The 14,588-nt window shown below is 70.5% G+C and carries 14 protein-coding genes; 8 read left to right on the top strand and 6 right to left on the bottom strand.

The genetic code is table 11. The features are described from left to right. Window positions 1-135 precede the first annotated feature (135 nt). From BO221_RS55845 to trxA, 4 genes are all read left to right on the top strand, one after another. Complete coding sequence (locus BO221_RS55845; RefSeq protein WP_073559037.1) at window positions 136-2,025, top strand: LysM peptidoglycan-binding domain-containing protein; 1,890 nt, start codon at window positions 136-138, stop codon at window positions 2,023-2,025. Window positions 2,026-2,136: 111 nt separating this feature from the next. Next, window positions 2,137-3,411, top strand: a complete 1,275-nt coding sequence (locus BO221_RS04580) for an ankyrin repeat domain-containing protein (RefSeq protein WP_073559038.1) — start codon at window positions 2,137-2,139, stop codon at window positions 3,409-3,411. 206 nt (window positions 3,412-3,617) lie between these two features. After that, a complete protein-coding gene (locus BO221_RS04585) occupies window positions 3,618-3,965 on the top strand; it encodes a calmodulin (RefSeq protein ID WP_073559039.1) in 348 nt (115 codons plus the stop codon). A gap of 92 nt (window positions 3,966-4,057) precedes the next feature. After that, window positions 4,058-4,384 (top strand): thioredoxin, encoded by a 327-nt coding sequence (gene trxA / locus BO221_RS04590; protein ID WP_073559040.1) that lies wholly within the window; start codon window positions 4,058-4,060, stop codon window positions 4,382-4,384. Between the two features lie 426 nt (window positions 4,385-4,810). Here the strand turns inward: trxA and BO221_RS04595 are convergent, their stop codons facing one another. After that, entirely contained in the window at window positions 4,811-5,455 is a 645-nt protein-coding gene (locus BO221_RS04595; RefSeq protein ID WP_143195254.1) for a hypothetical protein, read from the bottom strand. Further along, the gene (locus BO221_RS04600) at window positions 5,452-6,186 is read right to left on the bottom strand and encodes a hypothetical protein (protein WP_073559042.1); all 735 of its coding nucleotides are present in this window, start codon (window positions 6,184-6,186) and stop codon (window positions 5,452-5,454) included. The genes BO221_RS04595 and BO221_RS04600 overlap by 4 nt, the downstream gene beginning before the upstream one ends. A gap of 166 nt (window positions 6,187-6,352) precedes the next feature. Here BO221_RS04600 and BO221_RS04605 point away from each other — a divergent pair, with 166 nt between their 5' ends. The 4 genes from BO221_RS04605 (at window position 6,353) to BO221_RS04620 (ending at window position 10,778) form a co-directional block, all read left to right on the top strand. Then, the gene (locus BO221_RS04605) at window positions 6,353-7,816 is read left to right on the top strand and encodes an ABC transporter ATP-binding protein (RefSeq protein ID WP_073559469.1); all 1,464 of its coding nucleotides are present in this window, start codon (window positions 6,353-6,355) and stop codon (window positions 7,814-7,816) included. Beyond that, entirely contained in the window at window positions 7,809-8,945 is a 1,137-nt protein-coding gene (locus BO221_RS04610; RefSeq protein ID WP_073559043.1) for an ABC transporter permease, read from the top strand. The genes BO221_RS04605 and BO221_RS04610 overlap by 8 nt, the downstream gene beginning before the upstream one ends. Then, entirely contained in the window at window positions 8,938-9,867 is a 930-nt protein-coding gene (locus BO221_RS04615; protein WP_073559044.1) for an ABC transporter permease, read from the top strand. The genes BO221_RS04610 and BO221_RS04615 overlap by 8 nt, the downstream gene beginning before the upstream one ends. A gap of 377 nt (window positions 9,868-10,244) precedes the next feature. Then, window positions 10,245-10,778, top strand: coding sequence for an ATP-binding protein (locus tag BO221_RS04620; RefSeq protein ID WP_083680739.1), 534 nt, complete (start codon window positions 10,245-10,247; stop codon window positions 10,776-10,778). A gap of 27 nt (window positions 10,779-10,805) precedes the next feature. On the opposite strand, the gene BO221_RS04625 is transcribed toward BO221_RS04620, so the two are convergent. From BO221_RS04625 to deoC, 4 genes are all read right to left on the bottom strand, one after another. Beyond that, window positions 10,806-11,480 (bottom strand): hypothetical protein, encoded by a 675-nt coding sequence (locus tag BO221_RS04625; RefSeq protein WP_073559045.1) that lies wholly within the window; start codon window positions 11,478-11,480, stop codon window positions 10,806-10,808. Further along, window positions 11,477-13,213, bottom strand: coding sequence for a phospho-sugar mutase (locus tag BO221_RS04630; RefSeq protein ID WP_073559046.1), 1,737 nt, complete (start codon window positions 13,211-13,213; stop codon window positions 11,477-11,479). The genes BO221_RS04625 and BO221_RS04630 overlap by 4 nt, the downstream gene beginning before the upstream one ends. 89 nt (window positions 13,214-13,302) lie before the next feature. Then, window positions 13,303-13,695 carry a TraR/DksA family transcriptional regulator gene (locus tag BO221_RS04635; RefSeq protein WP_073559047.1) on the bottom strand — a complete coding sequence of 131 codons (393 nt, stop codon included), beginning with the start codon at window positions 13,693-13,695 and terminating at the stop codon, window positions 13,303-13,305. 21 nt (window positions 13,696-13,716) lie between these two features. Next, complete coding sequence (gene deoC, locus BO221_RS04640; protein ID WP_073559048.1) at window positions 13,717-14,526, bottom strand: deoxyribose-phosphate aldolase; 810 nt, start codon at window positions 14,524-14,526, stop codon at window positions 13,717-13,719. Window positions 14,527-14,588 lie beyond the last annotated feature (62 nt).

Genomic DNA, 14,588 nt, shown 5'->3' on the forward strand with positions numbered 1-14,588 from the left:
TGATTCTACCCTGCAAATGCAATCGGGTGACCATTTGCTCGGACGCTCCTCGAACGGGCCTGGGAAAAATTCCGGATCTGGCCGGGGGGAAGAAACCCGGGGACGATCATCCGAGATAACCCAGACGATGCCCTCATGACGCCTGTACGCCCCGGCGTGCGCGGCGCGGATGACGACGAGACCATGACCTCTTCCTATCGGATTCGCTCAGGCGACACCTTGTCGGGGATCGCCCGGCAACACAACACCACTGTCGACGCGCTGGCACGCGCCAACAATATCGAGGATCCGAACAAGATTCGTGAAGGGCAGACACTCCAGATTCCGGACGGCTTCGATCGTCCCGCCGCGCGGAACGCTGGACGCCGTCCCCGTGGCCGCTCCGAGGACAGCTTCTCCGCCGCGCCGCGTCCCCGGTCCCGGCCCGGCGGTCAGGCTCCGGCGTCCCGGCGGCCCGGCGCGCAGGCTCCGGCGTCCCGGCCCGACACCCAGGCTCGAGCCCAGACGCTCCGGCGTGGAAACCAGACTCCGGCGCTCCGGCCCGACGTTCAGGCACAGGCGGCCCAGCGGCCCGTCGCCGCGGATCAGGCCCAGACGCTCCGGCCCGCGGCTCAGCCCCAGGCGGAGCTGGGGGGACTCAGCCGGCAGTACGAGGCGCGGGGCGGTCCTGGAACCGTGTCCTCGGGCCGGGGAGATCACGGTGGCGTGTCCTACGGCTCGTACCAGTTCGCGACCAACAACGGCTCGGCGCAGGAGTTCGTGAATTCGCTGAGGACCAGCCATCCGGACTACCACGCGGCGCTGTCGGGCCACACGCCCGGCACCGAGGCGTTCAGCACGGCCTGGCGGGACCTGGCGGCGAGGGATCCGCAGGGGTTCGATCGAGCCCAGCACGATTACATCCAGGCCACGCACTACGACGTGGCGGCCACGGGCATCCAGCGGAACACGGGCATCGATCTGAGCACGCGCTCGGCCGCGCTGCGCGACGTGGCCTGGTCCACCGCCGTGCAGCACGGTCCGGGCCGCGCGGATGACATCTTCGCGACCGCACTGGCGGGCCGTGACCCGGCCACCGTCACCGACGCGGAGCTCATCCAGGGCATCTACGCCGAGCGGGGCCGCCGCAACGGCGACGGTGAGCTGGCGCACTTCTCGAGCAGCTCCGCCAACGTCCAGGCAGGCGTGGCGGAGCGCTTCGTGAACGAGCAGGCCACGGCCCTCGAGATGCTGCGGCAGGAACAGGCGGGGGGCGCCACGGCCCAGGCTCCCGTCACGCCGCCGCTGCCCCGGCCGCGTCCGGAGCACCTCACGCCGCCGGCTTCCCAGCCGCTCCCCGAGAACCTCACGCCGCCGCTGCCCCGGCCGCGCCCCGAAAACCTCACGCCGCCGATTCCCCAGCCGCGTCCAGAGCACCTCACGCCGCCGCTGCCCCGGCCGCGTCCAGAGCACCTCACCTCGCAGCCTTCCGGGCAGGTGACGGCACCTGGCTCGACGAGCGCGCGGCAGGTGCAGGTGCCGTACTACAGCCAGTTCGAGGGGGGCCATGGCTTCACCCCAGGGAACACGGCGTGCTTCGATGCGGCCAAGGCGATGGTGGGCACCCTGGGCGTGACGGTGCATGGCTCGGACCGCCGCATCCAGGTCGGGACGAGCGAGGACACGCAGGGCCGCCTCACGGTGGACTCCGCGCGCGCCCAGGAAGGCCGCAACTACATCGACTCGCAGCTCGATGCGGGCCGCCCGGTGGTGGTGGGCGTGAGCCACAGGGACGACGACTACAACGCGGATGATCTGACGGACCACTTCGTCGTCATCACGGGCCGGGGCGTCGACGAGCAGGGCCGCACCTACTACAACTTCCACGATCCGGGCACGCGCCATGCGCAGATCGGCACGGATACCAACCCGAACAATCGCTTCTACGTCGATGACAGCACGGGGATGATGTACCGGCCCGCCCAGGATGGAGCCTCCATCGATCGGCGCGCCTACGATGTCTCGATGGTGCGCATCAACGGGTAGCACTCGCGCCATGGGCCCTGGCTCCAGTGAGCCAGGGCCGCACGGGCTCCACCTCGCCGAAGCACTGTTGCTCGATGGGGCGGACGGGTTTCATGGCAGCATCGCCGCGCCATGTCTCCGCTTCCCGATACGAAGAAGGTGGACGTCTCCAAGCTGATGAAGAAGGTGGATGGCCTTCTCGACGAGACGCCGCCCCAGTTGGACGAAGCCATTCCGCTGCTGCGTCAGGTGTTGGAGGCGGAGCCGGACCGGCTGATGGCGCTGCACTCCCTCAACTGGGCGATGGATGCCACGAGACGCGTGGAGCCCGACCGCTGGTCGCGGGAACTCAAGGCGGAGCACTGGCGGATTCGAGACCGGGTCCTCGCGCTGACCCGGGGCACACGCCCGGGAGGAAAGCTGAGCGACGCCCAGCGTGCGCGGTCCCTCGCCCTGAGCCAATGGGCCGAAGAGGTGGTGCGCGGACGGCCCACCGGCGCGCAACTGGACGAAGTCGAGGCCGCACTGGAGGAGGCGCAAGGTCTGCGTGACATTCCAGACCATGCGCTCGCACGCCGGGGGCTCGAGGCCTGGCGCGCACTGCGCCAGGATGACCCGGAGGACGGGTACGAGGCACTGCTCGCCCAGGTCAAGGAGACACCCGAGCTACAGGTCATCAACGTCGATGACGATGACGCGAGCTGTTTCAACGGCTTGCAGGGCGCGTTCTCCGATGAAGGCTTCATCTCCTGGCTGCGAGCGCGCGAACCCGCCAGCCGCCCCAAGGGCAAACAGGCCAGGAGCCTGGACGCGGGCCTCCTGCTCGCAGCGGGGATGGATACCGCTCCCCACTTTGGTCCCGATGGCGGAGCGGGTGGCCGGGTCGGCCGCGTGCTGGCCCTGCGCGCGCTGGGCGCGAACCTGCAAGCGTTGAACGAGGATAAACGTGGCGTGCTGCACCTGGCGGCCATGGTGGACGACGCGGCGCTGGTGAAGGAATTGCTCGCCCTGGGCCTGTCAGCGTCGGCCGTCGACGAGGCGAAGGCCACGGCCCTGCACCTCGCCGCCGAGCATGGCTGCGTGACCTGCATTCCCCAGTTGGTCAAGGGCGGGGTGCCGGTGGACGCGCTCGACCAGGACGGCCGGACCCCGCTCTTCGACGCGCAGCGGCCCGAGGTGGCCCGGGCCCTCCTCGAGGCCGGCGCCAACCCCAATGCCGACAAGGGTTGGACGCCCCTGCACCAGCAGGCGCGCTTCAAGGACCGGGCGCCCGTCATCAAAGTCCTGCTCGAGGCAGGGGCGGACGCCACCCGGAAGGACCGAGGGGGACTCACACCCGCCGAGGAAGCCCTGGCCCACGAGAACCCCCACCTCACCAGCCTCCTGGGCACGAGGGGTCGCGCGTAACCGGGTGGAATCGAACCTGCCGCCTGGCACTCCCAGAGGGAGCCTGGCGAAGTCTCGTGGGAGTCTATCGGTAGCGTGTGCCCTGGCGAGGTGTAATGACAGTCCATCCGCACATTTTCGCCTACCCGTCAATTCAACAAAGCATCTATGGAATCGCGTCACGGTCCGGGCCTATAGCCTCCGCCTCCCCATTCACAGGAGCACAGATGCCAGCGTATTTCGCCTTCAAGCAGCCCTCCTCGCCGGGCCTGGAATTCATCATCGAGCTGAAGGATGAAGCAACGATCCAGAAGGCCCGGGACATCCTCTCCGGAAAGGAGAAGGACGCGATCCACGTCCACGGCCGGATCATCAAGCGTCAGCAGCCCTACAACCCCAGGTTCAACTTCTGCCTCGACCCGGACACCATCAGCTTCTTCGAGGTGGCCATCGAGGTCTGTGATGCCAACATGATGTACGTCGAGGACCACCTGGACGAGGCAGGCGGCGCGTTCCTCCCGGGCGGCCACTGGTGCCCGTGGGACTCCCAGCTGACGCGGGAAGTCACCCCCTGATGCAACCCACCGCCGTCCCGGCTGCGGAGGCCGGGGCGCGCGCCATGCGGTGAGTCGTCGAACCCACCCAGAACACCTCCAGGAAGCCGGACATGAGCGACAAAATCATTCACGTGTCCGAGGATACGTTCGAGGCGGCCGTGCTGAAGCACGAGGGCCCCATCCTGGTCGACTTCTGGGCCGATTGGTGTGGTCCCTGCTCCCGGCTCGCGCCCATCCTGGACGAGCTCGCCGAGGACTACGCGGGCAGGGTGACCATCGCCAAGCTGAACATCGAGGAGAACCGCACCACCGCCCGGGCCCAGGGCGTCGAGCGCATCCCCGTGATGATGCTCTACAAGCAGGGCGAGCGCGTCGCCCTCAAGGAGGGAGTGCCCTCCAAGGCCCAGCTGGGCGAGTTCCTCTCCGCCCACCTGTAGCCGCCTCCGCGCGGCCGTCCCTCACCCGCGCGGGACGACCCCTTCCACCTGGGGCGCCAGGACAGTGGACGCTGTCCTTTGCGCACCGGGTGCGGTGGGTGCTGCTGAAGGACGTGGAACTCTTCTCGGATGTCCTCACATGACTGGAGCTGTGCCGCCGTCTGGCCAGCCTGGTGCCTCCGCCCGTGGTCACCACCTCCCACAAGACCTGCAACAGCAGGGGAAAGAAGGCGAGGCCCGCCACGTCCGGAAGAGAGAGTTTAATCCCATTCAGGGAAGTCCACGAAGGATCGCCCCATGCGCTGACCGTGACCCAATATCCCCTCGCCCTCCGGGAGAGGGACGGGGTGAGGGTGTCGGGTGAAACCGGGTTGAACCCCCTGTCCCCACTTGAGGCCACGGGTTGAAGAACGGGACCGGATACCCTCACCCTGACCCTTCCCCGGAGGGCGAGGGGATATCTTCGCCCACTTTCCTGAAAGGAATTGGGAGGAGCGGGCCTCCGGGCGGCTCCACGGTGATGCGCAGCATCCCCCGGGCCTCGGGGCTGGGGCGCGGCCTGCCCCAGATGGACCGCACCTGCTCGGGCATGCGCACGGTGTACGTAGTGCCCGGCGTCAGCGGGCCAGGCAGTGTGTATTGGATGTTCTTCTCGGAGATCAGCTTCCAGGTGACGCCGTCGATCGGCGCTCCTCCGGCCTCCACCCCGCCAGTGCCAGGGCCTCCCCTCAGGGGCACGGTGCTGAACAGGCTCAACTCCCGCGCATCCCCGGCCTGCTCCGTGGGGCCGCTCAGCTCACAGACGCCATCCGCGGCGCGCGTGTAGAGCCCTGGCACGCAGTCCACTTCCCAGGGCGTCTCCCGCGGATCCTTCGGCGCGGTGCGGCCTTCCATCTGGAAGCTCAGGCGCGGAGGCGCCAGGCCCGCGAGCGCGTACTGCCACGGATAGACGCAGCCGTCCCGGACATTGGACGAGACCTCTCCCCAGTCCTTCTGGTTGTTGCTCAGACCCGCCCAGTAGCGATGTCCGGCCGTGAGCGGCTCCTTCAGGGGCCATCGGCCCGGAGTCACGTCGGTCTGGTTCTCCGACACCCGGCGGAGGGTATCGAGATCTGCTCCACCCGCCAGACACCGTCCTCGCCGCGGCGCGCGAGCTGGACTGTGGAGGCAGTGGGCTCGGGGCGCACGGTCCACGCCACCGCGAGCCGGCCCGAGGACTGGGCCGCGGCGCTCACGTCCGGACAGCGATCATAGGCGGCCAGGCCCAGGGCCCGAGGCACCTCCGGCATGGGCTCCTCGGTCACCGGCTCGCCCTCGCGCCAGCGCAGGTAGCGCAGGTAGCGCAGGTAGCGCAGACGCCCCGGCACATCGCGCTCGCGTACGAAGACATGCACCCGCCCCTCCTCGTCCGCCACCGCGTCCAGCGCGCCAATGGACTCCAGGGGGGTGCTCAGCAGGGACGTGCGCTGCCAGGGGACGTCGAGCCCCGCCCACGCGAGGTCCAACCCCGGATGGTCCGCGGACGGGAAGACCACGGCCACGCGCCCGGGAAGGGCCACCACCGCGGCCATGGGTTGGCGGATGGGCTCGTCACGGTCCGTCAGTGGGTTCTCGCGCACCAGGCCCAGGGCCACCTGGGCGCCGGGATGCGCCTTCCAGGGCAGCCGCTCCGGAGGGTAGCGCAGGGCCCGCGCGTCCTCGTCGATGTGGGCCAGCCGTCCGCCTCCGCCGGGAAGGTCGCCTCCAGAGGGGCAGCCCACCAGCAGCAGCGCGAACAGGGCGAGGATTCCATGGGATGACATGAACGAGGCTCCGGCAGCCGGGCTGGACGACGAGTGCTCGCGTATCTTCACGCCCGGTGTATCCGGCATGCACGCCATCCCTCCATCCATCTGATAAAGGTGGACTGTCTTGATCTCCCTCCGGCACATCCACAAGCGCTTCGGCGCCGTGACCGCCCTGGACGACGTGTCGCTGGACATCGGCTCCGGGGAAGTCATCGCCCTCGTGGGCGAGAACGGCGCCGGCAAGTCCACCTTGATGAACGTCCTCTACGGGCTCTACCAGGCCGATTCCGGCGAGGTGCTCGTGAAGGGCCAGCCCGTGCGCCTGCGCAGCCCCCGCGACGCCATCGCCCAGGGCATCGGCATGGTGCACCAGCACTTCATGCTCGTCCCCACCCTCACCGTGGCGGAGAACGTGGTGCTCGGCCGCGAGCCCTCGCGCTGGGGCCGCATGGACATGGACCGGGCCTGCCAGGAGGTGGCCGCCACCTGCGAGCGCTTCGGCTTCAAGCTGGACCCGCGCGCCCGGGTGGACACCCTGTCCGTGGGCTCGCAGCAGAAGGTCGAAATCGTGAAGGCGCTGCACCGGGGCGCCCAGGTGCTCATCCTCGACGAGCCCACCGCGGTGCTCACCCCCCAGGAGTCGGATGACCTCTTCCGGGTGGCGCGGGGGCTGGCGGCCGGCGGGCGCACCGTCGTCTTCATCAGCCACAAGCTGCGCGAGGTGCTCAGCGTGGCCGAGCGGGTGGCCGTGATGCGCCGGGGCCGGCTGGTGGCCGAGGTGCGCGCCGCCAACACCCGGCCCGAGGAGCTGGCCGCGCTCATGGTGGGCGAGTCGCGCGTCCCCCAGGCCGAGGCGCAGGCGTACCACCCGCCCGGCGGCGAGAAGCTGCTGGAGGCGAAGGAGCTCCGGGCCCGGGGAGAGGATGGCCGGCCCGCGCTCCAGGGCATCTCCCTGGAGGTGCACGCGGGGGAGATCATCGGCATCGCCGGAGTGGACGGCAACGGTCAGCGCGAGCTCGCCGAGGTGCTCACGGGCCTGCGGTCGCTGGAGGGAGGCGGAGGCAATCTGCTGGGCGGGCCGCTCACGGGGCTGACACCCGCCGAGGCCCGGCGCCGGGGCGTGGGGCACGTGCCCGAGGACCGGCTGTGGCGCGCGGTGGTGAAGGCCATGACGGTAGAAGAGAACGTGGCGTTGGGCCGGCAGACCCAGGCGCCCTTCGCCCGGGGGCTCCAGGTGGACTTCGCGGGCCGACGCGAGCGCACCGCGGCACTGCTGAAGGCCTATGAAGTGCGGCCGCCGGACCCCGAGGTGCCACTGCAGGCGCTCTCCGGCGGCAACCAGCAGAAGGTGGTGGTGGCGCGCGAGCTGGACGCGGGGCCGAAGCTGCTGGTGGTGGTGCAGCCCACGCGCGGCCTGGACATCGGCGCGGTGGCGCAGGTGCAGGCGAAGCTGCGCGAGGCGCGCGACAAGGGAGCCGGTGTGTTGCTCGTCTCGTTGGACCTGGAGGAAGTCCTGGCCCTGGCCGATCGCATCTACGTCTTCTTCGAGGGCCGCGTCACCGGCACCTTCACCCGGCCCGAGTTCGACGAGCGGGAGATAGGCCGCCGGATGCTCGGCACCCGCGGGGAGGTGGCCCATGGGTGATCGGCTGCGCGCGGTATTGCCCTCCGTCTTCTCCGTGTTCCTGGCGCTCGCCATGTGCTGGGTGTTCATCGCCCTCACGCGCGACGCGGAGACGGCCACCGGGGCCTACCTCCGGATGCTCCGCGGAGGCCTGGGCGACTGGGCCCGGTACTTCGAGGGCGGGAGCCTCACCGTGCTCACGCGGCCCCTCGGCGAGGCCGCCATCAAGGCCGCCCTGCTGCTGCTCACCGGGCTGTCGGTGACGGTGGCCTTCAAGGTGGGCCTCTTCAACATCGGCGCCCAGGGGCAGATGCTCGTGGGCGCGCTCGCGGCGGCGGTGGCCGGCGCCCAGCTGCAACTGCCCGCCGTGTTGCACATCCCGGTGGCCATCCTCGCCGCCTGCGTGGCCGGAGGCCTGTGGGCGCTCATCGCCGCGGGCCTCAAGCTCGCCCGGGGCGTCCACGAGGTCATCTCCACCATCATGCTCAACTGGGTGGCGGTGAGCCTGGTGGACAACTGGCTCTCGGTGGGTCCGCTGAGGGCCGGCGCCGGCACCCACCTCTCCATCACGGGCACCGCGGAGATCGCCACCAGCGCGCAGCTGCCCCGGCTGCTCGGGGAGATGTCCCGCCTGCACCTCGGCTTCCCCCTGGCGCTCGCGGTGGCGCTCGCCATCTGGGTGTGGCTCTCGCGGCTGCGCTCGGGCTTCGAGACGCGCGCGGTGGGCCTGGGCTCCGAGGCCGCCCGGGCCGCGGGCATTCCGGTGGTGCGGCGCACCGCCCAGGCCATGGGACTGGCCGGAGCGCTCGCGGGCATGGCTGGCGCCGTGCTCGTGCTGGGCACCGAGTACCGCTACCCCGGCGGACTGGGCGCGCCCTACGGCTTCGACGGCATCGCCATCTCGCTCATCGGTGGCAACCACCCGCTGGGCGTGGCGCTGTCCGCCCTCTTCTTCGGAGCGCTGCGCGCGGGCGGTACGAGCATGCAGCTGCTCGGCGTGCACAAGAGCTACCCCGAGCTCATCCAGGGCCTCGCCCTGCTCTTCGTGGCGGGCCGGCTGGTGTGGCTCGCGCTGCTGCGCCCGAGGAAGGTGGCACCCGTGGCACCCACCCGGCAGCCGGAAGCCAGCCCGGAGGTGCCCCGTGCTTGAAATCATCGAGGCGCTCCTGTCCTCCACGCTGGAGTACTTCCCCGCGCTGCTCTTCGCCGCGCTGGGGGCCACGCTGTCCGAGCGCTCCGGCGTGGTGAACGTGGGCGTGGAAGGGATGATGCGCGCGGGCGCCTTCTGCGCGGCCGTGGCGGCCATCACCTTCCCCACACCCGTGGGCGTACTGGTGGGCATGCTCGCCGGTGCCGGCATGGCCGCCATCCACGGCTACCTGTGCATCCGCTGGCGCTCGGACCAGGTGGTGTCCGGCATGGCCATCAACCTCGTGGCGCTCGCCGGGGGCACCTACCTCCTCGAGTCCCTCTACGGGCCCAACGGCACGCCCCCCATCCAGCAGCTCACCCGCTGGCACCTGCCCGGCCTGTCCGAGGTGCCCCTGCTGCGCGTTCTCTCCGGGCACTCGGCCCTGACGTGGATCGCCCTGGTGCTGCCCTTCGCCTTCCACGGGCTGCTCTACCGCACGCCCCTGGGCCTGCGGCTGCGCGCGGTGGGCGAGAAGCCCCACGCCGTGGCCACCCTGGGCCTGTCCGTGACGGGGCTGCGCTGGCTCGCCGTGCTGGGCAGCGGCATGCTCGCGGGCCTGGGCGGGGCCACCCTCTCCACCGCCGTGCTGGACCGCTTCGAGCAGCACACCCCGGCCGGCCTCGGCTTCATGGCCCTGGCCGCCATGGTGTTCGGCCGCTGGACGCCGCTGGGGGCCTTCCTCGCCGCCCTCTTCTTCTCCTTCGGCGGCGCGCTGCGCATCGGCCTGGCCTCCAGCGCCCCCGGCCTCCTGGAAGTGGTGCCCCAGGGTTTCCTCCTCGCCCTGCCCTACGTCCTGACGCTCGCGGTGCTCGCCTTCCAGGGCCAGCGCACCCATGCGCCCGCCGCCCTCGGCACCCCCTACGAGCAGGAATCGCGCTGACGCGGCGCACCACCGGGGCCCGGGTCCTTCTGAACCCGGGTCCCGGCCGACCGGGAATCACTCCTGACCCACGTATTCTCATGTACCCAAAGCGATGCATGAGTAGGGCTTCATCCGCGTAACCAACCAAAGCTCTGAAACTCAAGGAAGAAAGGATAGACTGTCCCGTACCGTACACTCACGAACGGAGTGGCGAGCAATCGGCATGCACATCGCATGGAATGGGTGGCACGCGAGCGGGCCGCAAGGCAGTGGAGAAGTGAGCTGACGGTGCGGGCCGCGGGGTTGGGGACGGGAGGAGGAGGTCGGCGTCCGGAACATGTCGTGGGGGGGGAGCCGACGTGAAATCAGACACATCCAAAGCACGAGGTGAGGCGATGAGCGCGGTGGCGATGGCTTACTGGCCGAGGCAGACGGCGGTGACGAGCGGTGAGAGCCGCGGCCACCTGAGCGCCGTGGGCGCGCTGGACGGCACCGACGTGCAGAACCTGGACCTGTGTGCGCTGGCGAAGCACGCACTGGCGCTGCTCCACGCCACGGGGCACGTGGAGAACGGCGAGGTGGGGCTGGAGCTGCCGGACGAGCCGGTGTTCGCGCGGGTGAGCCGGCGGCGGATGGAGCAGGTGATGCTGCACCTGCTCAGCGACGCGGTGCAGGCCCACCGGAACGCGGAGCTGCCGGCGCGCACCGTGCGGCTGGCGGTGGAGCCCCAGGACGACTTCGGGGATTACGGCCCGCGCTTCCAGGTGCGCTACGCGGCGCGCGAGAGCGCTCCCCAGACGGGCCTGGCGGCGGCGCGCGAGCTGGTGGAGTCGCTGGGCGGAAGCCTCGCGGTGAAGAACCACGGGCTGACGGGCAGCACCATCACCGTCTCGGTGGAGCTGGAGGACCAGGGCACCGCGAGCTGGTAGTGCTCGCGGGCCCGGTGGCCGCTCCGGTCAGAACTTGTAGGCGACGCCCAGCAGCGCCTCGAGCGTGAAGCGGGCGCTGCCACGGCCATAGAGGCCCGGGTAGGAGCCCACGGACGGCCCCATGCGCACGTTGAAGTTCACGGCGAGGTTGCGGTCGAGGAAGTACTCCAACCCGCCACCCAGCAGGACGGGCACCACCACGCCGCCGCCCGTGCCGAAGATGACGTAGAAGGGGATGTCCAGGCCCACGTTGAGCATGAGGGCGCTGCCCACGGGAATGCCCACGGTGAGGGCGATGGGCAGCGTCAGGCCCACGTCGGCGTAGCGCTCATAGAAGTAGAAGAAGGGCCCGGGGGCGAAGGTCAGCCCGACGTTCACCCGCGACGTCTGCAGCAGCATCAGCCGCATCCACGCCTGCAGTTTCAGCCCCGGCACCACGCTGGTGATGAGGCCCTCTCGGCCATAGTTGAAGGTGAGCTTGCCGCCGATGTCGAAGCGCGACGTGGCCCCGTGCAGCAGGCCCAGCGACAAGCCCGGCCAGCCTACCTGGCCCGTCACCGCGGTCCCCGAACCCAGCGTCTGGCCCGACAGCACGGACCAGCCCTGGCCACGGCTGTACGTCGCCCCCTCTTCCTGCGCCAGGGCGGCGCCCGAGACGAGGAGGACTCCCATCAGCACCCAACTCGAAACACAGCGCTTCACGCACCCACCTCCGGTTGCCCCCGCTCGCGCGCCAGCGCGATGAAGGCGTCGATGAGCTTCTGGAGACGGGCCTCTCCCCGGGCGCGCGCGGCTTCCACCGGCTCGCCGGCGGCCAGCGTCTCCTTCAGCTCGAAGTAGTATTTGATTTTCGGTTCCGTGCCGGACGGCCGCGCCGTCACCCGTCCACCGCCCTCCAGCTCGTAGGCGAGGACGTTGGAGGGCGGCAGCCGCTCTCCCTTCTTGTAGTCCAGCACGTTGCGCACGGGCAGCTCGCCCACGCGCGAGGGCCCCGAGCGGCGGAAGCCGTCCATGATGCGGGCAATCACCTGAGCGCCCTCGGCGCCCGGGAAGGTGAAGTTGCGCTGCGCGCTCACGTAGAGGCCGAAGCGGCGCTGGATCTCCTCCAGGTAGCCGAGCACCGTCTGGCCGCGCGACTCGCACCAGGCGGCGAGGTCCGCGAACACCAGCGCCGCGCCCACGCCGTCCTTGTCCCGCGTCACGGAGCCCACGCAGTAGCCGAGCGCCTCCTCGTAACCGAAGACGAACTGGGTGCCCTCCTGCTTCTCACGCTCGACGGCGCGGTTGGCGATCCACTTGAAGCCGGTGAGCACCTCGTCATAGGCGACGCCCAGCTCGCGGGCGATGTCGCCCAGCTGCGTGGAGGACACGATGGTGGTGACGACGTGCGGCTTCCCGCGCCGGGTGGGCCCCTGCACCAGCACGTAGTGGCCCAGCAGCACGCCCACCTCGTTGCCGGTGAGCATGCGCAGCTTGCCGGAGCCGTCGCGCACCATGGCGGCCAGCCGGTCCGCGTCCGGATCGTTCGCGAGCACCAGGTCCGCCTTCACACGCTCGGCGGTGGCGAGCGACAGGTCCATGGCCCCGGGCTCCTCGGGGTTGGGGAAGCGCACGGTGGGGAAGGTGCCGTCCGGCTGGTGCTGCTCGGCCACGGGGTGGACGTTGCGGAAGCCCGCGCGCTCCAGGGCCCGCTCCATCCACACGCCGCCCACGCCGTGCATGGCGGTGTAGACGATGGAGAGCGACTCGGAGCCGCGCCCGTGCACGCGCAGCTTGAGGATGGCATCCAGGTACGCCTCGCCGAGCGAGTCCGGCACGTCGCGCCACAAGCCGCGGGCGTGCGCCTCGGTGGGGGTGAGCAGCTCCACCTGGTTGGCGGGCTCCACGCGGGAGATGAAGTCGGCGATGCCCTTGTCATGGGGCGGGATGATTTGAGCGCCGTTGCCCCAGTAGACCTTGTAGCCGTTGTACTCGGGAGGGTTGTGGCTGGCCGTCACCATCACGCCCGCGGCGGCGTTGAGGTGCAGGGTGGCGAAGGCGGCGAGCGGCGTGGGCGCCAGCGAGGGGAAGACGTGCGCCGGAATGCCCTCGGCGGCGAACACGCAGGCGGTGTCCTCGGCGAGCTCGGCGCTGAGCCGGCGGCCATCGCGGCACACCACCACGCCGCGGGTGGTGACGTCCGGGACGGTGGCCTTGAGGTAGCGCGCCAGTCCGGCGGTGGTCCGGCGCACCACGGCGCGATTCATCCGGTTGGGCCCCGCGCCCAGCACGCCGCGCAGGCCCGCGGTGCCGAACTCCAGGTCCCCCGAGAAACGGTCCGCCAGGTCCGCCAGGTCTCCCCGCGCGAGCACGTCCCGCAGCTCCGCCACGGTGGCCGCGTCCGGGTCCGCCTGGAGCCACGCCTCCGCCTTCTGCTTCAATCCAGTCGCGTCCATGTGCTTCCCCTCTCCTTAAGGCCGGTGCGGCGGTGGGGCCGCGTCCGTCCTCCCCGTCTGTTCAGCGATGATCAGACCCGAGCCGGGGCTCAGGTGTAATCGGTGAGTTTGCGCCGGGTGGGCCCGCCCTTGGGGGCGTCCTTCTGTCCCTGGCAGTTCACGCAGAAGCCCACGTAGGGCATGGCCTCGAGCCGGCCGGGCGGAATCTCGTCGCCGCACTCCTCGCACTCGCCGAAGGAGTCCGGGTCGTCGCGCAGCTTGCCCAGCGCCTTCACCACGAGCTGGAGCACGCCTTCCGAGTTCCGGTTCCGCTTGGACGCGATGGCCTGCATCATCTCGTTGAGCGGCTGCTCGTCCTCGTCGCCGCCCACGCGCGCCTCGTCGGTGCGGTTGGGCTCGATCTTCAAGGGAGCCTTGCCGGTCAGCTCCGCGTGGAGCGCCAGCAACTTCTGCCTGTACTTCTCGCGCTGTGCCTCGGTCACGGGCCTCTCCCCACCGGGTGGCTAGTACTTCGCGGTGGACCTCTGGCCGGTGACGATGGCCACCGACGCCGAGGCTCCCAGGCGGTTGGCGCCCGCCTGAATCATCTTCAGGGCGTCCTCGGCCGAGCGGATGCCTCCCGAGGCCTTCACGCCCACGTCCTCGCCCACCACCCGGCGCATGAGCGAGATGTCCTCCGCTGTGGCGCCGCCGGTGCTGAAGCCGGTGGACGTCTTCACGAACGCCGCCCCCGCCGCCTTGGACAACACACAGCCGGCGATCTTCTCGTCCTGGGAGAGCAGGCTCGTCTCGAGGATGACCTTCACCGGCCAGGGCCGGCTGGCCTCCACCACCTGGGCGATGTCGGAGAGCACCAGGGCGTAGTCGCGCGCCTTGAGGGCCCCCACGTGGATGACCATGTCGATTTCCCGGGCGCCGGCCTGGATGGCCTCGCGGGCCTCGAAGGCCTTGGCGCTCGTGAGGGCCGCGCCCAGCGGGAAGCCCACCACGGCGATGGGCACCGAGCGGGAGCCCGCCAGGATGCCCGCCACGGTGGCCACGTGGCTCGAGTTCACGCACACGGTGGCGAAGCCATGCTCCACCGCCTCGCGGGCCACCCGGGCGACGTCCTCGCGCGTGGCCTCGGGTTTGAGCAGGGTGTGGTCGATGTAGGGCGCCAGGTCCGCGTTGTCGCGGATGGACCCGGGCGCGATGGACGCGGTCCGCACGGGGCTCGGGGGCGGCGGGTTGCCCGCCCGGAGACCGGGCATGCTGCGGCGGACGTGGTCGGCGATCTCCTCGACGACCCTCTGGATGTCTTGGGCCTCGGACATATGGAGCGGGGTGTAGCCCACTCCAGCCCGCTCGGGAAGCACCGAGACGGCCCCTTGCCCGA

Source organism: Archangium sp. Cb G35 (genome assembly GCF_001896145.1).
In the GTDB taxonomy this organism is placed as follows: domain Bacteria; phylum Myxococcota; class Myxococcia; order Myxococcales; family Myxococcaceae; genus Archangium; species Archangium violaceum.